The organism is Bacillus sp. FSL R5-0416, from assembly GCF_037975425.1.
Lineage (GTDB): Bacteria > Bacillota > Bacilli > Bacillales > Bacillaceae > Bacillus > Bacillus subtilis.
Window position 1 is genome coordinate 1,921,137 of record NZ_CP150252.1, and the last position, 26,836, is coordinate 1,947,972.

Genomic DNA, 26,836 nt, shown 5'->3' on the forward strand with positions numbered 1-26,836 from the left:
TAAAAATGAAAATTGACATCTTTGGTAGTTGCGTAACAAGAGACCCATTTTCTTTTGTGAAAAATGATTATGTTATTGAAAATTATTTTGCAAGATCATCTCTAGTTTCTCTTTATTCTAGACCATTAAACATTAAAAAAGACGGTATAGAGTTAGATTCCGAATTCCAAAAGAAGCAAGTTTACAATGATCTTCATAAAGTATTTCGCAGACATATTCAAAAAGAATCTGATAATGTATTAATAATTGATTTTATTGATGAACGATTAGATGTACTTAAATTTTATGAAACGTTTATTACGAGGTCTATGGAATATGCAAATTCAAACCTACCTCGAATACTAAATACAACTTTATTTGAAAAGTCAGAGGATTTCTTTTCTTCATGGGAAGCTTCTGCTTTAAGATTTATCCAAGAGCTTAAAAAGTATCACAAAGGAATGATTATTCTTCACAAAGCTTATTGGAAAGAACAATACATAGACAAAAATGGGGATATTCTAAATTTTGAAAATGGTCAAGATATAAAAAAGAACAACGCCTATTTAAAAAGAATGTATACTTTCATTGAGCGTAATTTAGCGGAAAGAATTCATTGTATTGAGTTAGATTCATACAAATGTGACGCTAATCATAAATGGGGGTTGTCTAACTTTCATTATGAAGAAAAATATTACATCGATTTTATTTCCTCGTTAAACTCAATTTTAAAAAAGCACCTTGATAAATAGGTGCTTTTATACTTCTGTAATCCCGAATATCCAAAAGTTCCCGTAGCTTTCCACCATATTTTCAGGTTTAATTGGGACATAGCCACGTGAAATTTTGGTAACAGAACCACTTGGTAAAAGTGAAGGAACTTTTGCAAAGTCAAAAAATATAATTTTCATATCTTCGTTTGGGGATGTAATAAGATTGCCGCTATTATCCTTAAACCTTATTAAGGCACTAGTTGTGTTAAGTGAGTAAACATAAGGATTGAGATTTCCCGAATTGGACATGTGAAAATTATATATGTTCGAAATTTGATTATGAGTTACCCGTAGAGCGTTATAATTTGAATCCCATGAAATTGTGGCTGGTGATATATTATTAGAGTTAATCTCCCATGCTCCGTTAAGGTAGCGAATATAACCATGTATGTTTTCATAATAAGTCACATCTATCTGTGAAGCGGTTGAGACAGTGCGCAACTCTCCGCCATACGACGGTACAGTATCTTGTGAGAACTGTGCTGAAACCACATCAACAGATGGCATTGTTGCATGTTTGATTATGTAACCGGATTTATCCTCTTTTGATATTATATCTATATCATTCTTATGATATTTTGATGCAGCTGAGAGAACAGAAGTTCCAATAACTTTTGCGAAAAATGGAGCGGCCATCTCAATGAAACAACTGTCTTTACTTACACTTGCACCAGCTATAACACCGTATTTCGCAAACGTCTCATCTGCTCCAATTATTATTGAGGAAATGGTTTTTCCAGTAAGCCCATAGTTAACTTGAAGCTTATATTCGTTTTCAGTTGGAATAGATACTGATGCGATATTTACACTTTTATGTGCACTATCACCAATAACTTGCCAACCTGATCCAGAATTTCGAATTGTTCCAGCAATAATTCTATATTTACACCCATCCAGCCCCTTGACTAACTCTAAATTGATTTTGGTGATTTCCCCATTTACATAGTTCTCCATTATTGTGTTTGCTGTGTCTAGTGTTGTGTTCCAGTTATTTCTCTCAACACTTGTAATATGAACTGTCTTATCATTTACATGTGTTGAAAATTCATTTTTTGATGCTTGTTGTATATTTTCAACATTTTCTAACCCTACTTGAGCTTTTGTAACCTTATGAGGGTTATTTGTATTATTTACATGCTCATTGAACTCACTTTTTGATGCTTGCTCAATATCTAGAACATTCCCAAGTCCGACCTGTAACTTAGTTACATCATGAGGGTTAAGCTTATCGTCGGTGTGTTTGTATAACTCATAGTTTTGATACTCCATAAATTCACTAACTTGATCAGTTAACTTTTGTTCGTGTGTAACCATATGTTTATCAGTTTGTGAAAACAGTTCTTTTAGATTGTTAATTTGTTCATTGTTTTGCTTTAATTGACCAACAAATTTACTGCTACTCATCAACTCACCGCAATTCCTTTAACAGATACATCACCATTGACTGCGTAAACTTCAAACATTACTTTAAACAATCCAGCGATATCAAAGTCCCAATATTCATTTGTGTTCAATGTGCTGCTAGCGAGTTGGAAATCTGTTTTATTGGTGCCACTCAAGACTGATTTTTCGCCATTTTCGTCAACCGCATAAAATCTAACTTCACGTGAAGTTGAGGAACCAGAGATCTTAACAGTAAGTTCTTGAAAATGGCCCACTACAAACTCTTCACCTTCTGATGGGGCAGTTGTTGCTTCATGAAATGTAAATGAAGTTTTGTCTGGAATCGTTACTACGACATTTTCAGTCGTTTCTGTCAACAACTCCACCTCCTTAATTTGAATAAAAACTGTCTTTTATCTAAAAAAACAAGAGGGGAGGACTTATTCAAAAAGCCCATCCTCTTGTAGCTTATTCCATATAACTTCCCAAGCTGGAGTAGAAGAAGGGGATGACTGAAGCGAACTTAAAGGTTCGTATTCATTGAAGTCGCCTTCAAACCGTTGCTTGAAATCATCAACACTGATATAGGAACCATCTGATAGCAATAGGAATTTTTGTTCCAAACCATCAAATTGTTTGAACAGACCACATACTTCATCAAATGTCATTATTCCATCCCCCAAACAACGATTTTTAACCCAGTTAGATCAACTGTACCGGCTGCTTTAACTGTCAGATGTATTTTTGGAGCAGTGAAAGTTAATTGTTTTTGTAAGGGGTAATTCTGAACAAAAGCAATACTGTTGAATAGAACAGAATTATCATTACCTGATGTAGTTGCAGAATAAAATGGGATGTTTTTCGGTACGGAATAAATACTTGCTAAAACTTTGCTGTTTGAGCTGTCTGTTTGAGTTGTGTACATAGCAACACCGTAAGTTCTGAAAACACCAAGTGAATCGATTAGATCAACTGTATAAGACTTAGTTGCACCTGTAGCTACGGTATCAGCATCAGTAACAATAAATTCAGAATAGGATTTTTGAACTTGAGTTTTAATTGCTGCAGTGTTTTTAACCAAAACAGGGACAGAAGCCGTATTAGTTATATTTACATCAAGTGCAGTGTTGGCCACATTAACATTAAGAGGCTGGTCATTATTGAGACCAACCTCCAAGGGGACAGTGGAACGTTCAATTGATACAGCTGTTATGGGATTACCTGTCCCATCATCTTTTGCAGAGGTGTATTTATCACCGTCTTGATTTAAAAAAGCAATAATAAACACCCCCTTAATTATTCAGTTGTTCCGCCAAGATCTGAGCTTTGAGTTGAACCTGTTGTATCCTCAACCGGAGCTGCGGTATTTTCATCTCTACTTGCTTCGATTACTACAGCCATTTCGTCTGTATCTGTATCTGCTAACGCTTCAAACTTAATTTCAGGTGCTAAAGCATTTCCATTTTCTAATGACATTTCAAATTCCCCTGAAGGAGAAACATTAGGGAACTGGATATAGATGTCACTGTAAACTTCTTCTGTATCAGGGTTATAAGCAATAGTGCGATATTCAACTTCATATCGTTCTGAGAACTTGCTGGCTTTAATGGCTAAACGTCTACCGACTTTTTCAATTTGATACACAGCTGTTAGTTTGTCTTTAGCAGCCGCAAATGCTGTTGGAATTGTATATGTGCCATCAGTTGAAACAGCAATCTTATATGTTAAACCTTTTTTGTTATAGAAAGTAACATCGCTTACAGGTTTTCCTTTTAGAGTAACTTTGTTTGTATCATCTACAATCAGTCCATGTTCTCTATCGAAAACCTTTACTTTTGTTTCTTCCTGAATTGTTTCACCCTGTGTCATTGCAAGCCATTCTAAATCAAAGAAAGCATTTTTGACAGTTAGGTTAATTTCCTTCTCAGATTTAAGAATGTAAAGTGGTTTATTTCCGATTCCACCTCTAAGTTTTTCTTCGGAGATTGCTTGGGAGAATGATGCTGTTTGTGCCTCGGCTGTGAATACAAGCTTACCGTCAGATTTTCGTTTAAAATAAACGTCAGCTGTATCTTGAATAACTGTTTTCATCTAATTGTTGCCTCCTTAAATAATAAAAAAGACAGCTATGCGCTGCCTTTACCAAAACCTTTAGTTTGTTTCATGAAACTTTCTCTGCTTATGTAATGTTTTTCTTCTTCAAATAAATCGATATGTTTTCCCCAGCTTTCCATGTGTTTGGCTGCATCAGGTGAAACGGTTGCAAACAGGGTGGAGGTATCGTACTGTTTGAATTGACCAACTCTGTAGTAAGTCATGTATAACTGAAACAGAGTCATTTCATTAATATCTTTGTACAAATATCCAGTGTGAGCAGCAACACTGCTCATGATGTCTGCCATATCAACCAAATCTGAATCCTGACTTTTCACCCTTTTGCTGCGCTCGTTAGCTCGCTGTATCTCTGGGTTAGAGCTGATTTTTTCCTCTTTTAGACAAGACATTCTCAAGACCAATTCTCTTAGGGCTTCGAAGTTTTCCGGTGTAAGTTTCTCTAAAATTTCAACGCCATTAAAAACTGTACTAAATATTACTTCATACGCTTCTTTAAAATTCGGAAGGATACTTGTAATTTCAAATAATGACAGTTTTTTAAGTTCGGCAATAAGACCATCTAATTGGCCAAATTGATTATTTTCCTTTTTGCTGTAAGTATAAATAATCTCTTTCTTAGACATCTTAAACCAGCTGAGGTACGGAGTTAAAAAAGCATATTCCTTAACTTTTATAAACCGACAATCGCCAAATTCAGTAGGGATTGGTTCACCGGTTATAAAGAATTCACTATCAATCATTTCATCGCCCCAAAGGTATATATTAATTTATATCCAAGGTAACCGTCAGGTGGATTAGTGATTAACAATCTTTTATAAGAGTTTGTCTTACCAATACCAGCAAAATTCTGATTGAACAAGAGCTTATTAATTCTGTCATTAATCTTAAGATTTCTAAATTCGGTTTCTTCAAAGGTGTTAATATGGGTGAAAACATCAATCATCAAGTCTTGATCAAGAAGCATCGCACTTTGGTTGGATGGTTTTGGTAATGCGTTCCCTAAATAAACACACATCCTACATAACGGTGAATCCGATAGATCATCTGTTTTAGGTGCTCGCTTAAATATGGTATTGATTATAGCGGGTGAGTCATTTGTGGAGTCATAATAATTTTCAAGTGATTGAACATCTGGATGAGAAGGGGAGAGAGGATCATCTTTATAATACAAGAGCCGATTCAGTTCAACATCATCCATAACTAATCTGAAGACTTTTGTCATCTGTTCAACAGTCATGCTCATGCCTTTTCACCAACTTTCTTTTTGGCAACCAATTTTATTGTTCCGTGGTCTCCATAAACTTTAGAATAGTCTATATCATCGACTTGATAATCTTCGCCAAAGAAGGTGAGGGTAAGTCCGATTTTCAATTTTTCATGAACAAGATAAGGAATTGTAATGTTTGCTTGACCATCCGGAAGATTTACCGCCAATTCAGTGCCATTTATTGAAGTTGTCCTTTCGAATATGCAGGGGACTTCAGTTTTTTCACCAGGTACTTTTTCATAAATTGGCTTACCGGTGATTTCGTTAATTTTGCCAGTATCGACTAACTTGTCTTCTGAGGTTAGAAAAAATGAGGTGTTACATTGTCTTATAGTAGCACTATCGTTCATTTTATTGTCTGTAGGTCTTGAATTAACAATCCAATAACTATCATCATATTTAATCAAGTCGCCTCGATTAAGCAATCCTAATACGGTAAGCACTTTCTTAGTTTCACTGTCTTGGGTTGTTTGGATAATTACCTGTTGAGACTTATGATTGAGCTCAATATCATATGTTTCGGGTGAATTCGCAAGAATTTCTTTAAATATTTCATATTTGTTCGTATTAAATTCATCGTTTTCCCAGCCACTTAAATAATTCGAGGAGGAAGAAAGGTACCAATCTATTGACATCTAAGCACCTCACTCGAAATTATTGGTTTTAAGCTTGCTAATTTTTTGATCAATATCATCACACAAGCTCTCATATGCTCTATTTACTTGTGCTTTTGTGTTTGCTAAGCCTGTTAATTGAATATCTCGTCCAATTACGTTATTCAACTTGAGAGCCCTATCTCTGTATCTGCCTAAATATCCTCTGTACATAAGCATTCCGAGTAATTGGGTTTGAGCTCTTGAAAGTTTGACATCAAACGTATTAGTTTCTTCATGGAAACCAAGATCTGTAAGATCTGTTTCGTAATCGCTAATAGCATTAATCAAAAACTGTTTTTCAAGACCCTCCGGCAACACTTCGTTCGATTGAAACAAAGAATGAAAAACATTGATAATTTTTTCATAAGGCGTCATTAAATCACTCCTTATGATTCTGTATCAAACTTAAAACCAGTAAATTCTTCGATAAACTTGATCTTTTTATAGTCATTTACTTTTTCTTTCTTTGCAATTTCAAATAACTGAGCTTTTTCGGATTCTAGTTTGATATCTTTAGTTACATTTTCTTCGAATGTTTTCTGAGTTTTGTAAGCTAAAATCTGCTTGATTCTTTCAGGTGTGATCACTTCTTGCTCACTGTCATTTTCAGTAGCCTCAAACCCAAGGTGAACCCTAGTTTCTTTATCATCAATGAAAATTTTCGCATGAGACCCTTGCCCATCAGTGCCTACAAACATTTTCACATTATCAAAAACTTGAGACTGAACTTCACCTACTGTAATTTGACGAATGCCATTAGCAGGTAAACGGAAATCTCCATGGCTTTCTAATTTTTTGAAATATAAGTCCCACGAGCACAAATTTTTAATAGCGATTTTCTTATCTAAATTAATTGACATAATACCCTCCATAATTTTACTTAGGAGGGACAATGCCCTCCATAATGATTTTATTCAGGTGTGATTTCGAAATTTTCATCACGGATTAATCCGATTTGATATTCTTGTCCTTTAGCTACACCTGCACCGATTTCCATGTCAAATCGAGTAATCTCTGTACCAGACACGATATCGTTACCTGTCATAGAAGTTAATCCACCACGTTGGAATACTTGAAGAGGAGATTTTGCACCTTGAGGAATGAAGAATAGAAGACCTTCAGGAAGGTAAGTTTTGAAGTTATCTCCAGTCTTGTTAAGTTCAGTGAGGTTGTATGCATTAGGTAATTCAACAACAGAAGAACCTTTATAAGTACTCAGTAAACCTGTCTTGCGGATTTCATCCATTACTGATTCAGGCAATTTTGTACTAGTCGCATCTCCGGCGACTGCTTGGAATCCAGCAAAATCATTTAACTGAGAAACAACAGAATAATCACCAACGATAGATGGTTGACCGAATCTACGAACCTTCTTAATAGTGTCATCAACTGCAGATTTTTGAATACCGGCATTTTCCGAGAAATATTTAACACCGGTAGCTGACTTAATGGCGTTGTACATTTCATTTACGACATAATACATAGCTTTATTCATCATATCGGTCTGAACTTGTTCCATACCTTCAGCAACTTTATCTAGGTTTCCACTTTGGATTTCACGGTAATTAACAGCATAGCCTGCTGAAATAGTCTGTGTTCCAATAGGGTATTCGTTCCAAGTTGTAGTAGCAAAAGGAACGTCTCCACGAGAAGCTTGGAAACCACTTCTAATTGATTCGTGTGCGTATGTAGTCATCATTGGTTGTTGATCATAACCGATTTGTCTAAAAGTACCCATGAAATCAAATAATTTAACAGCTGAAATAAGTTTAGGTTCAATTGCTAATCTAACAATTGTATTTATTTCAGCTTTTGCCACAGGGTTTCCTAGTACAGCTTGAGCTGCTAAATCTTTGACATGGTTCATAACTGTATCGGCTTTATTACCGAATTTAGAAATATCTTTTCCTGTTGCAATTGCAGAGAAGATCTCAATAATTGGCGATTTTGAATTTAACTTGGGATTAGCAAACACATCTGAATCCCGTTTTACGTTATTAAGTTCAATTTTCATAAGTTTTACCTCCAAAAGTTAGGGATTAGGCTTGTACTTTTAAGTACAGACCTTTACCACCGAATGTAGTTTTTTCAAGAACTTTAAGCTTAACTTTATAATCAGCAACATCTTCTCCAGCTTTAGTCCATTGACCAGTTCCATCACCTGCTGGGACAATAACATCGCCCACAATGAGAGCATCAAAACCTTGAACTGTATCTTGACTCAATTCAACTGGTAGGTCAGCCAAATCAGTTACACGGAAAGCACGAACGTATTCATCTTTCAATACTTTAAAATCAGCTTTGTTTCTAACCTCAGGTTTATCAATGATATTGCCAACAACATAAATGTCGCCCTTTGCTGCTGTAGCATCGGCAGGGGTAGGCGCCAGGCCAGTAGAGTCATCTGGTAACACAACCAAGCCAGGCACTAAATCTTTTGTTGCTTTACAACGCGGGTTATTTCGCACCTGTTTGAAGGCACCAATAGTTCCAAACTTGAACATATAAATTCCTCATTTCTATAAAAGTGTTATTTTATTTTAATAGAGATCATTAATAGATACTGAGCTTTCTTGTCCAGCATCATTAATTTCTGAAAAAATGTCTTTATCATTAGTGCTATTTGTTTCAGGTGATTGATTCTTTTGACGTTGTGCAATAAATGATTGAGCAATTGAAGAGTTAATTTCCGAGAGAATTTGTGTCTTTAGCTCAAGAGAAGGAGATTTGGAGAAGAGTTCGATTTTTTCTTTCGCGACCAATTTTTCTTTCTCTGTATATTTATTGAGATCTTGATTTAGTTCACTTTTTAGCTTTTCGTTTTCTGCGTTTTGTTTGAAATCTTTCAGTGAATTCAACTCGGCATCAGCTTTTTCTTTTTCTTCTTTTGCTTTTTTGATTTCTTTTTCTTTCTCCTCAACTTTTGCTTTCTCATCTTTAGCTGCTTTTACTGCAGCATTTAACTCCTCATCTTTTTTCTTAAGCGCCTCATTAAGTTCAGCCACTTTTGTTTCAAGTGCTTTATTCTCAATGTTTAGCTTATTATTCAATTCAACTAATGCTTCATCTTGTGTTTTTGCCATTGACTGTTCCTCCTTGTGATTATTATTTAGTTCCAGTAAGACAGCAGCATCATCAGCTGGATCAATTCCGAGAATTGCGTCGCCGGTGAAATCAAATCTCATAGGTATACGACCTTTTTCTTTATACCCACCGTCATACTCAATTGAAGAGCTGCCTTCAACTGCAGAAATTTCTACTGAGGTCTCAGGGAATTCGCCATCAAACATTTTCGATTTAAGCCATTGTACAAACTTAGGGTACCTTTGGTTGTAAATAAAACCTTCACCAATTAACACTCTTTTTTGTTGACCATTTACTTCTATAGTGTCGATATATCCATTGGTTGTAACACCAACTACAGTACTGTTTTCAAACAGGGGAGTCCCATCTTTAATTTCTGTCATGCCATGGCCAAATGGTTCACTGTTTTCACAATCAATAAATTCTACACACAGCGGCATATCCTTAATGGAATTTAAGTTTGCATTAACGTATTTTTCGATCCAGGTAATACCGTTTTTATTGTATTGGGCATTGTTTTCATGTATTTCAAGAACAACCCACTTTACAAAGGTTCGTCCACTTACTTTTCGTTGATTATTAATCTCTAAGATTGCACTTCTCAAATATTAATTCACCTCCCTTCATGAGCCAGAGGGCGTACCATTACTGTTATTTGTTTTGGACTTAATGGTGTTCTCGTTTTGAGAAATATCGTCTTCAGGACGACCAGCAGACTTATCATTCTTACTCATAGTGTAGGAAGTTTCATGAACAGGGAACTTCTCATCGAATCCTTCTTCTTTTTCATATTCCATTAATGACAAGTAGGCATCAGGATTCCACCCAGTAGCTGCTATCCAAGCAGTTAAACTTCCTCGACCACTCGTGTACAAGTCCTTCATATTTTGGACTTTTTCTTTACGGTTAACGTGGGTAAGGGGGAGATAGTAAACTTCAACATAAGACTTGGGATTCTTAATGATATTTGAATTAATGACTTTGTTAAACTCACTAGAGATCTGTTCTAACCAGGAGAAAATTTGTGAGGACACCATTTCAATGTTTGTAGATTGAGAGGAATAATTTCCGTCTTGACCATTTAACGCTGAACCTGCAAAACCTAAGTTAGTTGATATTCGTTTTATTAATTCATCTTCACCTTTGACTTTAAGGAAATCAACGTTTGTCTCAAGTTTGTCTAGCTTAGTGCCTGAGGCCAAAGAGAAGAATTTTATCCCTTTGACAGCGCCTTTAGAAACTAAGGCATTTTTGATGCTGTTGTGCTGTTGCTCTTGTTGCTTTTGCGTTAAGGAAGAAACACCTTTCTTTTCACCTTCGGGCAATGTTTGATAAATTAATGTACTGTTCAAATCATCAAGGATGTTTCTTTTTGTATCAACAAAATAATCGTCATAAACCATATCAACAAATGCAGCTAGTCCAATCGGTCGTCCCCATTGATCTTCCATATCAGCACTGCCTTTAACGGTGATTGTCTTATTGTTGTCTAATACGAGCCAACGTTTATTGAGATCTTTTTTGTGCTCAACATAACCTTGTCTAAATTCCTTTGGCCACCTTTTAAGTTTTAAAGATCTCCCTTTGCTTGTGAATTGATCAAAGTAGGAGACATCAAAAGCCACTAAATAAGAAGAGTTTTTTCTCCCGACAATTTTACAGTAATCGATAGGGAGCGAGAGGATAGAACAATTGAACTCTTGTGCATCGTTGATTTCAGATATGGAATCAACTTCATAATCACTAAGTGTTTTAGGAAAGTTGTCGGCTACAATTGATTCAAAATAGTGGAAAGATGTGCCGTAAAGACTTAGTTTTCTAAGTGAATCTCGGACAATATTTTTGTCATTTATTTTTCTTAACGCGATTTCATATGTTTGTTTGTCCAATTTTAATTGACTATGATCATTTGAGTTCCCATAGACAACTCTATCTAGAGTAGGGAGCGAAACCATGTAGTCAATTACATTTCTGTAAATACCATTTGAATTATAAAGAAATTTTGAGGCATTTCGAATTTGTTTGTTATAAAGGTTGTGATTATTAAGCCAAGTTTTCACTCGATCATATGAAACTGAAGTATTTGAGGTATTGAAGAATAGCGAATCCAGGTTTGATAAATCAGTATTATATTCATAAGACGGCTCTTTTTGGGTATCCATTTTTCACCTCCTGATTAAAAAATTCAATTAAAAAAGAACCCAAATGAATACTCTTCATCGGATTCCTCTTTCTCTAAAAATTGAGCAATGTAATATAAGGCGTAAGCAATCGCACTGTATCTGTCTTTATCGATACGTTTTACAACCTGTTCTACAGTAAAAGAATTTTGGTTTTTCTTGATCCGTAGGTTGGCCACTTCGTCAATAAACAACTGAGTTTGAATACATGCTGCTTCAACCATAACATCGTCTGCAATGTCTTTTTGATTTTTGATATCTTCGAAAGCTTTGAGTAACTTTAACTTCCCCGATTCAACATAGTCTAAAAACTGGGTGATAATATCCTGGTTTATACCTTGTGATTTTAGATTGTAAACGACTTCAGGTGAATTAGGCACGTCTGGTTTTTGATCAGTGTTAATTGTAGCCCAACATCCAAGCTCTTCATTTGTTTCAGGATCAGTAACATCTTCTAATAATCGGTCGATTAATCCACCGCCGACTCCATTACCATCAACAACAACAGCTTTGACTCTAGAGAGTGAGAGGTCTTGGTTTCCGCCATAATTTTTAAATACTCTTTTCACCATGATGGATTGTTCCTTAAAGCTTAATCCATTAGGTGGTTCAATGATATTAACTACTTGAACTTGTCTAATAAGGTTGTTACTATTCCTAATAATTTTTAAAACAATAATAGCCGTTTTGTTGTTTGACTCAGCTGCAGAACGTGCAACGTCTACACCAATAACATACTCATTAAGCAAAAAGTTTTTGTTTTTATCCCGAGGACAAGATAGCTCTGGTTGTGTAATAGTTCTGGCTTTAATTAATTTACTGATGTTGATTAAAGCTCCGTCACTTGCACCAATCCAATCACAAAGGTAATTTTGTCGAAAACGGGTAACGTTTCCTTGTCTGGCTTTATTAATCGTGGACATTTTTTGACGACCAAAGTGGATAGGAATTCTCCAATCAGATCCAAACACAAAGGAGCCTTTCAAGTCACCAGTTTCTTTAACCATAGTAAGAATCTTTTCGTATTCATCAGAGTTTTTGTATCCTGATGTTGAAAAACGGTTTATTTGACCATTTAATTCTGCAGGATCAATTTCACCAGTCATTGTAGTTCGTGGAATATTGAATATTGGTTCAATGGCATCATCATAGAGATCTTTATCGATTAATGCAGATTCTTCAAGAGAGCCACGTCTTCTACGTAATCCCTTTGAAGATTGGGCATTGGCTAGGTTATCGATAATTGCGCCATTTTGAAATTCAACTCTTCCAGTATCTTTGGAAAAACTTTCGCTTTTGATTTCATCTGCAATAGAAGGATAGAACCTTAAAATTTCATCATGTTTTTCTTTCCAAATTTTAACCGCAGATTCTTTGGTTGAAGCGGTTATTGCTAATGTGACATTTGGGAAGCAGATTGCTGTATGGTACGCAACCATGATTTGAGTGAGGGTTTTTGATCCACCGCGAGGAATACAGAAGTAATTTTGAGGGAAGCGACTTAGGGTTCTCATCATAACTCTTTGGTATAAATCAAGTTCAATTCCACCAACTTCGGGTTTTAACATGTCATAAAAAATATCAGGATAAAAACGAATGAAGGAGGTGAATTCTGCCCATTTTGAAATGTTTTTCTGTATTAAGTTAGAGCTATCATTGGGATTTACTGGAGTTTCAAATGAGGATTCATAAATATCTGTTCGATTTTTTGTATGTTTATTGTTCTTAGAGGTGAAGTTTTTGTAGCTTGCCATTATTCTTCATCCCCAGTGTCGTAAAGTGGCTCTTTATACACATCTTCTAAGTCACGGAAAACGTTGTTTCGTGCTTTTTTCAAGTTTTCAATTTCTTCTGTAGTTAGCCCCTTTGATTTGAAATCTTCTTCGAGCATCTCATCGTAAAAATGATATATGTCTTTATAAGCTACTTTTTCTTTATCCTCTAGTCTTCTGTAATAATTGATTATGGCCCAAATGATTAAATCAGCATCATCGTAAGGTTGAGCGGTTAGGCGGGGAAGGAGAGGGATGATGCCTAATTCAGTTTCAACTGCTTCGAAGAGTTGTGAAAGCACATCCACACCGCCACTAATATCACTCTTACTGAGCTGCGAGACGTTGATCTTAGCGTCAGTAGCGGCTTTAGAAGCAAGCGATCCCCATTCTTTAGCTTCTTTAACATCACCTCTTGCAGTGGCCATCTCTTCTTTGACACGAAATCTTATAAACGATAGTAAACCTTCGGTATGCAGTGCCGTTTTCTCACCGTAGCTTCTAATGAGCTTGACATACTTACGTTCAAATTGTTTGTACTCATCCAGAGTGTATCCCGATCCCCATTTATCAATCATGTCATCTGTAATTTCTGTAGAGTAATCAGTTGACGAAGGGGAGGGAGTATTATCAACACTCATACTATCAACTTCACTTTCTATACAACTATCTTTCCAGCACGTTCCATTGAATTGCTTTAAAGAGTTGGCCATTGTGATGTAAGCACTGAACGTGTCTGTTTTTCTCTGAATGGCTTGCTCCCAGTACAATGGATCAAACTTTACGTCCATTTGTTGAAGAGTGTTATATACGGTTTCCATGTCATCATAGTTAATCGTTTTCTTTAAACACGTTTTGCAAATCGGGAATTTTCCAACCTTTTCGTACAACTTGTTTTTTGTGTTATAAAAACCATTCATTTTATCCTTTTCTTTAAGACAATCTAAACATTTTAATTGTTCTTTTCCTTTTTTGACTACCACATATAACACCTCCATAAAACATATTTTACGAAACGCCTAGTTTAGAGACTAGACGCTTTAAAAATATGCTGTAATAGTTAAATGATTTTATCCATGTAAGTTAATTCTCCACTCTTCGAAATGCGCACTTTTCTTCCTCTTGATTCCTCAATCATCACGTCAAATAAACCCTGTCCCATGCCAGCTGTATCGATAAACAACCTAGAAGGGCGATGACTTAAAATAAATTCAATGATCGATATCGCTTGCGCTCTAATAGAAGATCGCACACTTGTCAAAGTTAAATTTTTTCCTGAGTTTAATTCCATGTCTATTAAAACTATTCTCGAAAATCCCGACCAGGATCTACATACATTATCAGATCTTTTCCTTTAGCCGAATCTATCCGAAACCTACGCAATGCTTCAAAAATCTCTTGATCGCATTTATAGCCAACTTCTTTAAGCCGAGCGAGAACTTGTAAATATTCAAATAGATCGTTTTTAGTCAGTTGTTCAATCATCATTCATCATCCTCATCAATAAATTAAGTTAAAATTAAAGTTTTAAACAAAGTTTATAGGAGCCTACATGAGGCTCCCTTAGTTGAAAAAATAATGTCCAAACACTTCGGTTAGGCTAAGTTGTAGAAATTAACCAGCAATAATTAAGGAAAGCTCCGTCTTAAATTCATCTGAGAAATTAACCCAATGACCACTTAATTCGTTAATAAAACTTTTTGTCTTCATTTAATTTTTACTCCTTCTTATTAATTCAATATGTAATCGTACTGAATAGTCCGACCCTTGCCAGACTCATAAATTGATAAGTTTGCTCCAGCTTTGGCACCTGTCATTAAGCTGTCACTGTATTCATCGGAACCCATTACAGAAGGGAGTTGTATAACTTGGATATTATGAGTGGCTGCTTCACCTACAGTGAGCATGTTTCCGTGGTGGAAGTGGGAGATGTACATGTAATCGTAGAATTTTCGTTTCATCTGTGAGATGTCACGAATGGCATTCTTTTTGTTTTTAATCTGGTGTCCGTGACATGCCACAATTTCAAATTCAAGTAATTTAAAATCCACAATTCCTTCGTCGTATAAAGGAACTTCAATTCGCTCATTGTCTTTGAGTACGTCATGGATATAAGTAGCTATAATACGCTCTACATCTTCTTTAGGCATTTCCGAGCGATTTGTATTATGTAATCTTAGTTCAGTATGATTTGCAGAAGGGATATGTATGTACTTAATTTTGACGTACTTAGAAAGTTCTAGTAGCCATTCAGCTTTGTACCTAGAGTATTTTATCACTTGGTCAATAAACCCGTACTGAAGGGCAGTTAATTGCGATACGCGCAATGCCATACCTTCAACACTATCAGCACCATTTAACACGACCAGCTCATCTAAATTTTCTTTTTGAATGTACTCAACAGTTTCAGAAAGAATCTGATTCATACGCTGCAAATAAATCTGTTCGTTGTATTCATTGTTGTTGCTTTTAAATTGCTTCCCGAAGTGTTCATCTCCAAACCCTAGAACAGCAGCTCTTTTTCTTTCGCTCTTATTTAATGGATAGAAGGAAGGGGGAGGGAGAGTACCTACTTTCTCAATTGCTTCAGTTACATTTTCATATAGAAGCTCTGTTCGACCTTTGACACGTGTATTTTTATGTATTTCATGCTTTACAGCTTGAAGCTTTTTTCTCTCTTCCATGATTTCAACCTTTTTCAGTTCCAATTCAAGGAGAGAATTATTTGATTCAGCTGACTTTTCTTTTTGGTATTCAACTCCTTCAATGAAGTTGTTGAACCATTTTCTATAAGCTGATTCACCTTTAGATTCGCCAGTTTCCTTGTTGATTAACTCTTTGATTTCTTCCCAGTTTAGATTATAAATGTCTTTATTAGAGCAGATTCTTATTTTCCATTCTTTAAGGTTTTCATCTGAGTGACGCTTAGTTTGAACAGGATCGATCATTCAGTCACCGCCTTACTCAACGTCTTTAACAGGAAGTTCATTTTCTTCTTTTACAGTAATTGAAACATTCTTTCCATTAAACTCTGAAAGAATTTCTTTGAAGTCATATGTGTATTCAGCTTCTTTAGTTTGTTCAGTAACTTCCATTACGTCCATATCGAAAAAGCCTTTAACATTAATTTGATGTACTTTTTTGCTTGCCATTTAAATTCCTCCAATAATTTTCTATTTACGTACAATAAGCTCCTTCGGAAGCCCGATGATCCGAAGCATCGGTAACGTCCGAGAAGGGGATATAAAGGAGATGAAAGATAAGTCGGATAGGCGTTGGGGAAACGCCCGAAGGAGATTATTGATAACTTGCGTACCGGAAGGCTCGGAAGCACATTCCGGTTGATCAGTAAAACGCAAGCACAAAAAGGCCATCTAACGATTTAGATGACCTTGTTCTGATTACATTCTAACCCCGTTTCACCTACTCAGTAGCTAACGTTGGGACGCAAGCCTTCAGATCGACAGGGATTACGCGGATTACGGGTTCAGCGACTGAAACCTTTGCAGTTGACAAACTATAAGTAAGTCGAAATATCAAAAGACGCCATAATAACGTCTTCAGGAACTCCTTGTACATCATGGTACATGAGCATATAAACCGGTAATCGCTGTGCGAAAACCGGATTCTCCTTCTACACCTGGAAGATGAGCTAATTCATTTAAGAACTGTGTAAAATCTCTGAATTCACAGTGAAGCCTTGATTAGTAGCGGCAATGGAAGGAATCCCAAAGCTGGACGTATCGCGGTATCTTTAGTGTCCCCCACGCGGGATTAATCAGCTACTCTCGATCAGACAATGAAATACTAACTCTAAACCTCGACACATTATGGTGGCGAAACACCAATAATGAGAAGGAAAGACCCATTATAACCCTTCTCAATGGCATTTTCAGACTCTCTTGTCAGGTTACACGCCTTATTGAGAAACAAAGCGTCTCAAACGCTCGCCATTTATTTTGCACAGTTTTCTCTGACCCGTGTAAGGAGGTATGTGCATGGGAAAGGTAAGTTTCTTGAAGGGAAAGTAGCGAATAAATAGCGAATATGTTACTAAGTGAAAATGAAAAGGCAAGACCGATCCTTTTCTGTGAAATGAGAGCGGTGATCAAGCGCCCAAAACCATATCACTTATTTTACGAGGGTATGTAATTTCAAAGACTCGTTTACCCGGAAAAATTTTGTTGACCGCATAATAAACATCAAAGCTTACAAGGGCATTATTTAAAGGGAAGGGAGACGCATCTACCCTTCCCTAAGTGCAAGCCGAAGCAATACACCGCAATTAATATTCAGGCTACATGTCACCCATAGTAAGACTGTGATGGGATTCACCCTACATTAAAAACTTGAGTAGCAAAGGTCTTACCGACATGTTTAGCCCGATAATAGCCATTTATCTGTCTCCTGAAGATACAGACATCCGAGTTAACCTCGCACCCTCATAAATGACTATTATCCGACTAACTGCAATGACCAGCCGCAGTTTTGTGTCAGAATGATACAGAAAAGAAGGGAGTAGATATTGTTTAATCAAGAAAAGCTAGTCCACACTGTAGAGGAATCTCCACTAATATTCATTTAGATTAGTCTTTACCTTCATAAATGAACATTAGTCGAGAACTGATACCCCAAATATCAGTAATCAACTAATTATTGACGGCACCGCCATGCCATAAATAAATAACTATAATTAATTAACCCGGAGTTGAAGATGAAAAGCGAAAAGAGGGGAGGTCGACAATTTCCTCCATAACTTCCAACTCTGCCACTTTTAGGAGCATAAGCTCTTTGTGACAAAGCGTGCAGGTAGCCTTGCCTGTCGTCCTCATTAACTGATTATTTAGCTTTGACTGCGTCTTTAAGTGCTTTTGCCGGCTTAAATGCAGGTGCTTTTGTAGCCGGAATATCAATTTCCTCTCCTGTCTGGGGATTTCTCCCTTTACGAGCTGCACGTTCGCGGACTTCAAATGTGCCAACTCCAGGAATCTTGATTGAATCACCTTTTGCTAGTGTTTCAACGATGGCATTAAATACAGCTTCTACTTTAGGAGTAGCTTCTTTCTTAGTAACACCTAATTTTTCTGCAACTGCTCCAACAAATTCTGTTTTGTTCATGTTTTAATTCCTCCTAGTGATTTTGCTTATTTTTGTGTTAAAGTATTATTACGGTAACGTTTGTGGTTTTTTGAAAAAACGGGAGACTTACTCACCCTTTTATGTGGAAATTAGCTTTCTTTCTCCCTTATGGCGATTATCTCAAAAGGGGCTTTCAGCCCAGTCGTACCAAGGGTTCAAGGTGCTTTTTTGTTGATCTTTTTTTGCCGAGAAATGCTGTATCCCTTGGGGGAGTAGGGCTCAAGGCACTTTCTATTGGTCGTTATCTTTTTTTATTGTAGCGTTTATGTTTATCTAAGATCATTTTTTTTGAGCAATTGTTACAGTATTTAGATTTATTAGAAGAGGGACTGAACATTTTTCCGCAATTCCCACAAGCCTTAAAATTCCTTAAGTTAATCTTTAAATTTTCCAATATATGTTCGCCAAAGCACTCCCACAAAGTCGATTTGAATTTACTCTTCTTTTTATATAGGTACTTAACTAAAACATCTGTAATAAGTTGCTCATCGTTATGTATTTCCATTAATCTTTGTTTGATAATCTTATAGACGTATAGCTTTTCTCCTGGTTTAATTTCTTCATTATTCATGAGCCACTTTTTGTTTCGGTCAAGACGTTTGTACTCATTGATAACCGTTTCATCAAGTTTCACTTTTTTATTTCGAAGTAAGAAACGGTAATCAAATTTTCCTGCAACTGCGTTAAAGTTGATTCGTTCATTAGGAATAATTGAGTCTAACTTATTTACTGTACTTTCATTAATCGATTCTACGCTATGTTCTTCTTTATCCTTTGCATTGATGAAGAAGTGGGGCACTTTATTTTTTATGTAATCTTTGATTTGCTCATCAACATGATCAGGGCGGGTGGGCATGAATAAGGTTTTTGCGAACTTTGATACCCTCGGTTTCCCGATATTTATTAGGGAATAGACCATATCATCATCTGTACTAGACAGATGGTCAGCGCTTCATAATAAGGAATTTCACCTTATTATTACTCCATAAAGGATGGTCGTTGCACCTTCATTTACAAGTACTTCTCAGCATGATGTAAACGCTTGGCACAGGGTTTTCATATAATACATTCTACATTCATTTCACATTTTTATAGGTTCTTCCTTGTTTAATTCCATAAACAACATTGGGTTTTATGTTACATATTTTTGCAACATGGGGTGCTGATAACCCTTTTTTAAGAAGTTCTCTTATACATAATACTTCTTCTGGAGTAAGAGTGCTTTTCTTCTTGCTTTTGTATTTAAGAATAAAGTCGTCCCACCCAGTAACATGAATATGATTCCATACTTTACACTGTAATATTGATTTAACGATGGGGTAAGAAACACGCATTGATTTTGATACTTCAGACATCTTTTCCCCATTAATCAATCGAACTTTTATCTCGTGTGCTTTCGTTTCATTTATTTTTGAGGATTTATTTTTTGACCCTAAATGAGACTGACGCATCTTTAATCTAGATTCTGGCGAATGCCTTTTATTCATTCTAGATTGTAAAAGCTTTTCTTTATGCTGCGGAGAGAGCTTTCTGCCAATTCTCGCCTTACTCATTTTGGCTTTAGTCTCATCACTAAGCTTTCTTCCGATGTGATTAATCCTATTCTTTTCCCCAATAATCTTTTTGGTGGAGTCAGACATCTTACAATTACTCTTGCCCTCTCCGCCGGTGGTCATGTTAAAGCCATTTAAATAGGCACCTAGTTCATTTATGTAGTGAGTTTCTAATTCGTTCATATCTGAGTTTGGATCAACTGTTTGTAAAACATGGAATTGGAAATCGTTTTCTCCATATTTATTCCAAGTATTCTGCAAATGTCGATTACAGTGCGAATTGTTTTTCAGCTTCCAAGTGTGATGCCAGTAACGCTTAATAAATTTCATCTTAGTTTTCCCCACATATTTTAAGCCGGTGCTTATCTGCTCAATCTTATATATCCCACTCAAATATTTATGCTCATCCTCATTTATAAACTTCACTTTGTCACCCCCTTGTTTTAAATATCATTGTTTAAAAATGTAAAATGTATTAATTAGAATTCCCCTGTTAGCACACTCATTGACGATCATTTCCTATCGCTACTTTTCGCTGAATGCACACCCTAGTTTTCTAGGTTCACTGACTTTTCATCCGCATATCGCTATGCGACGCGACTATAAATTTAATCGATAGTAAAGTTATTCTCCATGCATAACCATTTGATCACGTCCAGGTTTATATTGTCACTGTTCCATATCTTAGTGATGTTGTTACTGTACTCCCCGATATTGATTCCATAAGCAAGAGTTAGTGCTTCATAGATGTTTCTGCTATTAATCTCTTGTTTCTGGGCTACAGACATTTCATAATACAAAGGAACGATGTTCTCCATATTACGCATGGCAATATTGACGATTAGCTCATCAGAAATAATTAAGGCCTTATCCCCGTCATTGTCAAACTGCAGCAGCTTCGATATAGGATCATGAATGCTGGTATAAACACCTGGGGTAATAAACCACTTTTCATATTCCTCATCTTTTTTGTTCCACCTAACTCCATGCTCTCTGTATAGGTGAGGGGAGCGGAGGATATCAATATACCCTTCATCATATAAAGAACAATGGACATTGCTTCCTGAAAGCAGTCCTTTCGGATTCTGAATTCCAAGAAACATTCTTTCACAAAAAGCATATAGATCTGGACATAAATATGTATACCGGGCGTCACTGACAATTAATTTTCCTGATTTAGCGTCTTTAATCATACTCTTCTTCTTATTCTTAATGATTTCTTTGGTGTGATCATCATTTAGCAGCTCAGGATATATTAGAAGAGCTTCTTGAAGGCTTGTTTTATGTTTATTTTTCTCGGTAGCCCCCAAAACTTTCATCATTGTTTCTTTATCAGTGCCTAAATGAGTAATCTCACTAACAGTCTTTGAGCTGATTTGTTTCAATTCCTCATCTGTGATATCAGTGAGTGTTTGTAGCATCTGGTAAGTCAGTTTTCCCTCAACAGATGGATCTTCTTCATTTAATTTAGCTCCTAGACATCCATACTTTTTAAATTTAGAGCGATAGTCATCCCATGAATCATAGTACTTCCACATCTTGAACTGGCTTTTCGTAAATATTATTTGGATATCATCTTTAATAATGTCCCATTCTTTACCGTAGACGTCTTTAACTATAAATGAACTGTGTTTTTCAGCAAACTTTCTAAAATCAAATGGAACTAGTAGCCCCTTAACCCAAGGCAATCTGACCATAAAGCTTTTCTGGCTCAAACTAGGAAGCATCATTCCACAACCATCTGTATGTTCTATAGGAATATCCATAATCTTACGAGTGATTTCATATGTATCCCGGTCAATATAATCAACCAGGCTGGAAACATTTGTTTCTAAGTCATTTACGACAATTGCTTTATCAATATCAATTTCCCATGGACTGCTGGCGCTATTCGATAAGGCCATGTAACTATTCCATTTGTTTATGCTGCTTCCACCTTGAGCATTGATTTGCTCCACACTAAGGCCACAAGTTAAAGCATTTTGATACTTATCTAAGGTGCTTTGCTTGATAAAACAAGACTTTTTGGTTCGTATTTGACCGGCACTGCTAGTGAAATAAACGTATTTCTCATTGTTATGTATGAATCCTTTATCAATAATGTCCCTTAAAATTTGAAAGTGATAAGTTTGGACAACCATGATCTCTTCAGAGAGAGAGTTTTCTTTGATTCCCAGCGTTCGAGTTAAGACTGAATCAAATAATGAAATCACATTATTATCTTTCAGAGAATCTGTTCTAAGTGTTCTTATTTGAATATGATCGTTAAAGGCGTTATAAAGCTTTTCTTTTAAGGAAATAATCCTTTGCGTTACGTACTTCTTATGTTTTTTATCAACATGTTCAAGTTTTTTGATATGATCTCTGTACCTATATGATTTTAAAATCTTGTTATGTAATTTGTTTTCTTGATCATTATAAAAAGCAGAAGTATCAATACTGTAAATATGTACTTGTTTATTAAGACCGTCTTTTTTTCCTTTCAATAAATTCTCCCCTTATTACTTTTATGTATATTTTTTGATTTAATAGTCGCTTTTTAGATACTTATGTACAAGATTTTTGTATGTATAGCTCTGTTTATCGATTGTTCCAAAAAGTTTATAGTCCTCATAAAGAGTGTTTTCTTCTTGTGAAGCAGTTCCTTCAATAATAATAGTCTCTAAAAATCCAATTAAATTACTAAACATGTACATTACTTTCTTTGAATCCTTTTGCATTATCTCACCTCCTCACTATGAGATAATTATATACATATTATTTGTATTTGTCTATTGTTTTTTCGCTAGTATGTTAACAGCTCCAGGTTATTGAGATGAATTGTGAGGCATATAGAGAAGGGGTGATTATCGTAATCTAAAAACATGCTTATCGTAAAAAATATTATAGAGTTCAAAAAGCCAGTAAACGTAAGGGTATTTGCTGTATCGAATGGTGATTAGGGGACAAACGATCGTAAAACATAAGTGAGAGTAGGGGAAGGTGGTTGCTTTATCTAAAAATTGAAGAAATCGAGTAAATTTGAAGAGGGGAAAATGTTGATATTTAAGGCTTTTACGATAGCGATTACGATGTGAAAAAGGGTGATTTTGAGGTGGAATTAGGAAAATGAAAATTTGAATAGGGTGTGGAAATGGAAGTGCTATGGGTACATTCGTTCCCTTAATTTTACCATTAGATGTAAATATACCCCCATATATTGGTATTGTAATACGTGTATAAGGAACATTATACGTGCATTTGATGACTTGGGTAGGTCTACAACAGTGCTAACATAATTCCAGGCCAAACACAAGAATTAATTTTAAAAAAATAAATTGATTAGTAATTTGAAAATGAATAACCATTCATTAAAAATAATCGTATTTATAACGAATCCGAGGGGATCGAAGACATATTTATTTTATCCTCATCACTATACATCACCATATCATATCTTACCCAATCATATATCCTACACTAACCAACTATCACTCTACACTAACCTCATCTGTTCCCACATAATATAAACAACACTATTCATCCAGTCATCCAACCTAATCACACTCACACGCTTTCAGAATCAATATAACACGTCTCTAAGCATCCTTAATCAATTCCCAATCCAATTGTATTTCTTCCCAATCAAACAGCACACAAAGCATCTTAATACCATCCATCAACACACAAATATCTCAACACAAATATAAAAAATATGTATATTAAATTCGGGAATTATGTTATAATAGAGTCATAGGAAAGGAGGTGTACATAGTGCTTGAGAAAGTGGGTATCATAGTTGCTTTCCTCATATCTTTAACGGTTCTTACAATCAACAGTCTAACAATAGTTGAGAAGATAAGAAACCTAAAGAATGGGACAAGCAAAAAGAAAAAGCGTATACGCAAGCGGCTCCGACCAAAGAGACAACGCCAACGTATACGCCGATGAGAGCTAAGCTAAAGGGGAATGAACTTCTCCTTTAGTTCTACCCATATTATAACATGATCAAGCACATTGTAAACATGAAACGATTCTCGCTACGGTTTACCCATGTCACATTCATTGGCTTATTCTTAATGTTTCAACTCATTAAGGATTACTTCAGCAGCGAAGCACAAACACTAATCAATATAATATTCATAGTCACATGTATCATTGCCATATTGTTGTGGATCATCTATTTTGTATTCCTTAAACTAAGAAACAAGTCTCACTAATCTTATAGGCCTCATGGTATAATTAAATCATTGAGGTGAGATGATTGGAGAAAAAATTCCTGGATGCTATTCGGCAGCTGACAAAGGAATTGGAAATGCTCAAGAAAGATATTGACTCCATCAAAGAAGCAACTGTCAGAATTGATAAAGACCTTTTAGAGTACAGAGAAGAGATAAGCAAAGTAAAACAAGGTGATTCAGTATTAATCATGCAGCAACATAAGGATAATTAAATATGCGTTATAAATAAGGGAGCGGTAAGGCAATTATCGTTCCTTATTTTTCAATACAAAATTAAAATATAAGGAGAATATATGGAAAGAGTTAAAGTGATCGATTCTATTATGGGTAGCGGTAAAACATCTGCAGCAATTGACATGATAAATAATTCAGGGACAGACGAAAATTTTATTTTCATTACACCGTACTTGGATGAAGTGGATCGCATTAAGAAGAGCATAAGCAGTAAACAAATTTATGAACCTAAAGTAAAGAAGAAAGGTGACAAAACACAATATAAGTTTGAGTCATTTCATGAACTTTTATCTCAGAACAAAAATATTGTTGCTACACATAATCTATTCAAAAATGCTAATGACGAAACAAAGGAGCTGATCCTTTCAGGCAACTATACATTGATATTAGATGAAGTTATGGAAGTAGTTGAACAGTTACGTGTTAAGAAGCATGATCTAACTACACTATTTGAATCAAAGTTAATATATGTTGAAGGCGGATTTGTCAAATGGAATGAAGAAAAAAAGGACTATGAAACACGCTATGATGATATCCGTGATATGGCTTTAAACAATAATCTTATGTACTTTAAAGACAATATATTGATTTGGAATTTTCCTGCAGATATATTCAAGTTGTTTAAAGAAGTTTACATACTCACTTACATGTTTGATGCTCAAATACAAAGATATTATTATGATATAAACAATATCAAGTATCAAAAATACGTTTCTGAATTTATAGATGGGCAATACAGGTTTACAAAACATAATACTGAATATGAGAGTATTCTAAAGGCTCAATTAAGAAATAAAATAAAAATATATGAAGGTAACTTGAATACAGTTGGCCAATTGGATTATTCTTTATCATCTAATTGGTATAAAAATAAATCACCGTATACGATCAAGAAGGTAAAGAACAATGTATTCAATTACTTTAACAACATTGTTAAGTCATCAAGTGATGAAGCTATGTGGACGACTTATTCAGAACATAAAAACAAAGTAAAGGGGAATGGATATACAAAAGGGTTTGTGTCATGTAATGCAAGAGCTACCAATGATTTTAAGCACAAAAAACATTTAGTGTATACAATAAACAGATACGTTAACACTGTTCTATATAATTATTTTAAAGAGAAATATCAAATAACAATTGATCAAGATGCATTTGCATTATCCGAGTTAGTACAATGGATTTGGAGATCTGCAATAAGAGATGGTGATGAAATAACATTATACATACCCTCATTAAGGATGAGGGAGCTACTTATTGAATGGTTAAATGGGTAGCTAAAGAGAATAAACCTCTTAAACTCTAAAAAAAGCTCAATAATACCAAGGGTTTTCCCGTCTAAGTCTTTAAGAGAGACAAAAATAAATTAAATAATAAATTAAGAGAATGGGGGTGCTGCTAATTGTTCAAAACGGTTCGTTCCTCACCTGAACAATTTTTGCTCACACCACCCCCAAACCCCCTCATGAGCAATTAATATTAACACTATTTCAAATACAAAAAATATGTATTTAATTATTGAACATTATAGATTATCAAGTTATAATATAAATAACAAATACAAATAATATAGAAAAAGGGGATATTTAAAATGAAAACAACACTTAAAAAATTGTCTCAAAAAGAACTTCATAATCTAATTGGAAGTACTGTTATATTAACAGAAAATCACACGACGATTTCTGGAGACAGAGTTTTAAAGAAAAAAGGATCTCAAGGGGTACTGGTTGATTATCAAATGTTTTGGGGCGAGGCCACCATCCAATTTGGCAAAAGAAATTACAAAGTTAGCATGGACGTTGTTCAGCTTTTAGAGCAATCAGGGGAAATCGAACAGAGCAGCGATGTATCCAAAAATGCAGAAACAGAAAAAGCTATTGAAAAGGAGTACATTTTCAAAGAGACAAGAACAGTAGACCAAATTCTTGATAAACATAATGATTATATGACTTTGTATAGAATCTTTAATGATGATGCTTATTTAGAAAAAGCAAGACAAACGTTACAGCAACTGAAAAAGTTATAAGTGAATCAAAATAAAACAACAATTTTATACATATGGAGGGAAGGATATGAAAAATCAAATCAACAGAAATGAAATGCCTATAGAAGATAAAAAGTTATTACTCGGTGTACTGTTATATGATATTAGACTAAACTGGAGTGATGAAATATCTGGTCGTTTGAATACTGCACTAGGTCTGTCTTCTGAGTTGGAGCTTAATGAATTATCTGAAAAGATACATGGATTCCTTTTAAAAGAATTAAAGGGTGATAACAAACATTTTGATGGAAGGGTGTTTAGAGGGGACTATGAACAATTTTTAGAAGATGTCAATATAAGCGACAGGTCTGAGCTATTCACCAGTCAAGCTGTGTATTATCTGACTTATCCAGAAATGATATTTGAGGATTGGGAAAGGTTTGCCAATGAAAATTCAGCATTCATTGATAAGATTCAGGATGTTCGATAAAACATGG

General features: G+C 35.3%; 29 protein-coding genes and 4 pseudogenes. 7 read left to right on the forward strand and 26 right to left on the reverse strand.

The window, feature by feature from the left end; translation table 11 throughout:
- Window positions 1–5: 5 nt before the first annotated feature.
- Window positions 6–731 carry a DUF6270 domain-containing protein gene (locus NYE20_RS09860; protein WP_101502382.1) on the forward strand — a complete coding sequence of 242 codons (726 nt, stop codon included), beginning with the start codon at window positions 6–8 and terminating at the stop codon, window positions 729–731.
- Window positions 732–737: 6 nt separating this feature from the next.
- Here NYE20_RS09860 and NYE20_RS09865 read toward each other — a convergent pair whose 3' ends face one another.
- From NYE20_RS09865 to NYE20_RS09990, 26 genes and pseudogenes are all read right to left on the reverse strand, one after another.
- Window positions 738–2,156, reverse strand: a complete 1,419-nt coding sequence (locus tag NYE20_RS09865; protein ID WP_163136442.1) for a hypothetical protein — start codon at window positions 2,154–2,156, stop codon at window positions 738–740.
- Window positions 2,156–2,512, reverse strand: a complete 357-nt coding sequence (locus NYE20_RS09870; protein ID WP_128740486.1) for a hypothetical protein — start codon at window positions 2,510–2,512, stop codon at window positions 2,156–2,158. The genes NYE20_RS09865 and NYE20_RS09870 overlap by 1 nt, the downstream gene beginning before the upstream one ends.
- 63 nt (window positions 2,513–2,575) lie before the next feature.
- Window positions 2,576–2,803, reverse strand: a complete 228-nt coding sequence (locus tag NYE20_RS09875; RefSeq protein ID WP_086352603.1) for a hypothetical protein — start codon at window positions 2,801–2,803, stop codon at window positions 2,576–2,578.
- A complete protein-coding gene (locus tag NYE20_RS09880; protein ID WP_163136461.1) occupies window positions 2,803–3,414 on the reverse strand; it encodes a hypothetical protein in 612 nt (203 codons plus the stop codon). Before NYE20_RS09880 ends, NYE20_RS09875 begins: the two co-directional genes overlap by 1 nt.
- Window positions 3,415–3,431: 17 nt before the next feature.
- Window positions 3,432–4,226 (reverse strand): hypothetical protein, encoded by a 795-nt coding sequence (locus tag NYE20_RS09885; RefSeq protein ID WP_010328117.1) that lies wholly within the window; start codon window positions 4,224–4,226, stop codon window positions 3,432–3,434.
- Between the two features lie 35 nt (window positions 4,227–4,261).
- The gene (locus tag NYE20_RS09890; protein ID WP_017696881.1) at window positions 4,262–4,990 is read right to left on the reverse strand and encodes a hypothetical protein; all 729 of its coding nucleotides are present in this window, start codon (window positions 4,988–4,990) and stop codon (window positions 4,262–4,264) included.
- On the reverse strand, window positions 4,987–5,493 hold the full coding sequence (locus NYE20_RS09895) for a hypothetical protein (RefSeq protein WP_017696880.1): 507 nt from the start codon (window positions 5,491–5,493) through the stop codon (window positions 4,987–4,989). Before NYE20_RS09895 ends, NYE20_RS09890 begins: the two co-directional genes overlap by 4 nt.
- Complete coding sequence (locus NYE20_RS09900) at window positions 5,490–6,152, reverse strand: hypothetical protein (protein ID WP_114523554.1); 663 nt, start codon at window positions 6,150–6,152, stop codon at window positions 5,490–5,492. Before NYE20_RS09900 ends, NYE20_RS09895 begins: the two co-directional genes overlap by 4 nt.
- Before the next feature lie 9 nt (window positions 6,153–6,161).
- Window positions 6,162–6,548 carry a hypothetical protein gene (locus tag NYE20_RS09905; RefSeq protein ID WP_017696878.1) on the reverse strand — a complete coding sequence of 129 codons (387 nt, stop codon included), beginning with the start codon at window positions 6,546–6,548 and terminating at the stop codon, window positions 6,162–6,164.
- Window positions 6,549–6,559: 11 nt separating this feature from the next.
- The gene (locus tag NYE20_RS09910) at window positions 6,560–7,033 is read right to left on the reverse strand and encodes a hypothetical protein (RefSeq protein WP_069322708.1); all 474 of its coding nucleotides are present in this window, start codon (window positions 7,031–7,033) and stop codon (window positions 6,560–6,562) included.
- 50 nt (window positions 7,034–7,083) lie between these two features.
- Window positions 7,084–8,187, reverse strand: a complete 1,104-nt coding sequence (locus tag NYE20_RS09915) for a hypothetical protein (protein WP_163136440.1) — start codon at window positions 8,185–8,187, stop codon at window positions 7,084–7,086.
- A gap of 25 nt (window positions 8,188–8,212) precedes the next feature.
- The gene (locus NYE20_RS09920) at window positions 8,213–8,677 is read right to left on the reverse strand and encodes a hypothetical protein (protein ID WP_032721631.1); all 465 of its coding nucleotides are present in this window, start codon (window positions 8,675–8,677) and stop codon (window positions 8,213–8,215) included.
- A 36-nt stretch (window positions 8,678–8,713) separates the two neighbouring features.
- Entirely contained in the window at window positions 8,714–9,862 is a 1,149-nt protein-coding gene (locus NYE20_RS09925; RefSeq protein ID WP_163136437.1) for a hypothetical protein, read from the reverse strand.
- A gap of 18 nt (window positions 9,863–9,880) precedes the next feature.
- Window positions 9,881–11,419 carry a hypothetical protein gene (locus tag NYE20_RS09930; RefSeq protein ID WP_163136435.1) on the reverse strand — a complete coding sequence of 513 codons (1,539 nt, stop codon included), beginning with the start codon at window positions 11,417–11,419 and terminating at the stop codon, window positions 9,881–9,883.
- Window positions 11,420–11,442: 23 nt separating this feature from the next.
- A complete protein-coding gene (locus NYE20_RS09935) occupies window positions 11,443–13,191 on the reverse strand; it encodes a hypothetical protein (RefSeq protein WP_032721637.1) in 1,749 nt (582 codons plus the stop codon).
- Entirely contained in the window at window positions 13,191–14,192 is a 1,002-nt protein-coding gene (locus NYE20_RS09940) for a hypothetical protein (RefSeq protein WP_250621127.1), read from the reverse strand. The genes NYE20_RS09935 and NYE20_RS09940 overlap by 1 nt, the downstream gene beginning before the upstream one ends.
- Before the next feature lie 77 nt (window positions 14,193–14,269).
- A complete protein-coding gene (locus tag NYE20_RS09945; RefSeq protein ID WP_163136431.1) occupies window positions 14,270–14,470 on the reverse strand; it encodes a hypothetical protein in 201 nt (66 codons plus the stop codon).
- A gap of 41 nt (window positions 14,471–14,511) precedes the next feature.
- Window positions 14,512–14,697: a hypothetical protein gene (locus tag NYE20_RS09950; protein ID WP_163136429.1), complete on the reverse strand. Its 186-nt coding sequence runs from the start codon at window positions 14,695–14,697 to the stop codon at window positions 14,512–14,514.
- 242 nt (window positions 14,698–14,939) lie between these two features.
- The gene (locus NYE20_RS09955) at window positions 14,940–16,157 is read right to left on the reverse strand and encodes a hypothetical protein (RefSeq protein ID WP_041054480.1); all 1,218 of its coding nucleotides are present in this window, start codon (window positions 16,155–16,157) and stop codon (window positions 14,940–14,942) included.
- A gap of 12 nt (window positions 16,158–16,169) precedes the next feature.
- Window positions 16,170–16,361, reverse strand: coding sequence for a YonK family protein (locus NYE20_RS09960; protein WP_010328101.1), 192 nt, complete (start codon window positions 16,359–16,361; stop codon window positions 16,170–16,172).
- A 956-nt stretch (window positions 16,362–17,317) separates the two neighbouring features.
- Window positions 17,318–17,489 (reverse strand): annotated as a pseudogene (locus NYE20_RS09965) (hypothetical protein).
- 559 nt (window positions 17,490–18,048) lie between these two features.
- Window positions 18,049–18,327 (reverse strand): HU family DNA-binding protein, encoded by a 279-nt coding sequence (locus NYE20_RS09970; RefSeq protein WP_163136427.1) that lies wholly within the window; start codon window positions 18,325–18,327, stop codon window positions 18,049–18,051.
- Between the two features lie 262 nt (window positions 18,328–18,589).
- Window positions 18,590–19,222, reverse strand: a pseudogene (locus NYE20_RS09975) (hypothetical protein); the annotation flags it as partial.
- 202 nt (window positions 19,223–19,424) lie between these two features.
- A complete protein-coding gene (locus tag NYE20_RS09980; RefSeq protein WP_163136425.1) occupies window positions 19,425–20,327 on the reverse strand; it encodes an NUMOD3 domain-containing DNA-binding protein in 903 nt (300 codons plus the stop codon).
- Between the two features lie 185 nt (window positions 20,328–20,512).
- A pseudogene (yonO, locus tag NYE20_RS09985) lies at window positions 20,513–22,387 on the reverse strand (DNA-directed RNA polymerase YonO); the annotation flags it as partial.
- 39 nt (window positions 22,388–22,426) lie between these two features.
- Window positions 22,427–22,621 (reverse strand): hypothetical protein, encoded by a 195-nt coding sequence (locus NYE20_RS09990; RefSeq protein WP_339185081.1) that lies wholly within the window; start codon window positions 22,619–22,621, stop codon window positions 22,427–22,429.
- A gap of 1,033 nt (window positions 22,622–23,654) precedes the next feature.
- Here NYE20_RS09990 and NYE20_RS09995 point away from each other — a divergent pair.
- From NYE20_RS09995 to NYE20_RS10020, 6 genes and pseudogenes are all read left to right on the forward strand, one after another.
- On the forward strand, window positions 23,655–23,831 hold the full coding sequence (locus NYE20_RS09995) for a hypothetical protein (RefSeq protein WP_017696861.1): 177 nt from the start codon (window positions 23,655–23,657) through the stop codon (window positions 23,829–23,831).
- A gap of 18 nt (window positions 23,832–23,849) precedes the next feature.
- A pseudogene (locus tag NYE20_RS10000) lies at window positions 23,850–24,100 on the forward strand (hypothetical protein).
- Window positions 24,101–24,144: 44 nt separating this feature from the next.
- Window positions 24,145–24,333 carry a hypothetical protein gene (locus NYE20_RS10005; RefSeq protein WP_003230987.1) on the forward strand — a complete coding sequence of 63 codons (189 nt, stop codon included), beginning with the start codon at window positions 24,145–24,147 and terminating at the stop codon, window positions 24,331–24,333.
- 81 nt (window positions 24,334–24,414) lie between these two features.
- Window positions 24,415–25,632, forward strand: a complete 1,218-nt coding sequence (locus NYE20_RS10010) for a hypothetical protein (RefSeq protein ID WP_163136419.1) — start codon at window positions 24,415–24,417, stop codon at window positions 25,630–25,632.
- A 314-nt stretch (window positions 25,633–25,946) separates the two neighbouring features.
- Entirely contained in the window at window positions 25,947–26,381 is a 435-nt protein-coding gene (locus tag NYE20_RS10015; RefSeq protein ID WP_163136417.1) for a hypothetical protein, read from the forward strand.
- A gap of 46 nt (window positions 26,382–26,427) precedes the next feature.
- Complete coding sequence (locus NYE20_RS10020) at window positions 26,428–26,829, forward strand: hypothetical protein (RefSeq protein ID WP_033885300.1); 402 nt, start codon at window positions 26,428–26,430, stop codon at window positions 26,827–26,829.
- Window positions 26,830–26,836 lie beyond the last annotated feature (7 nt).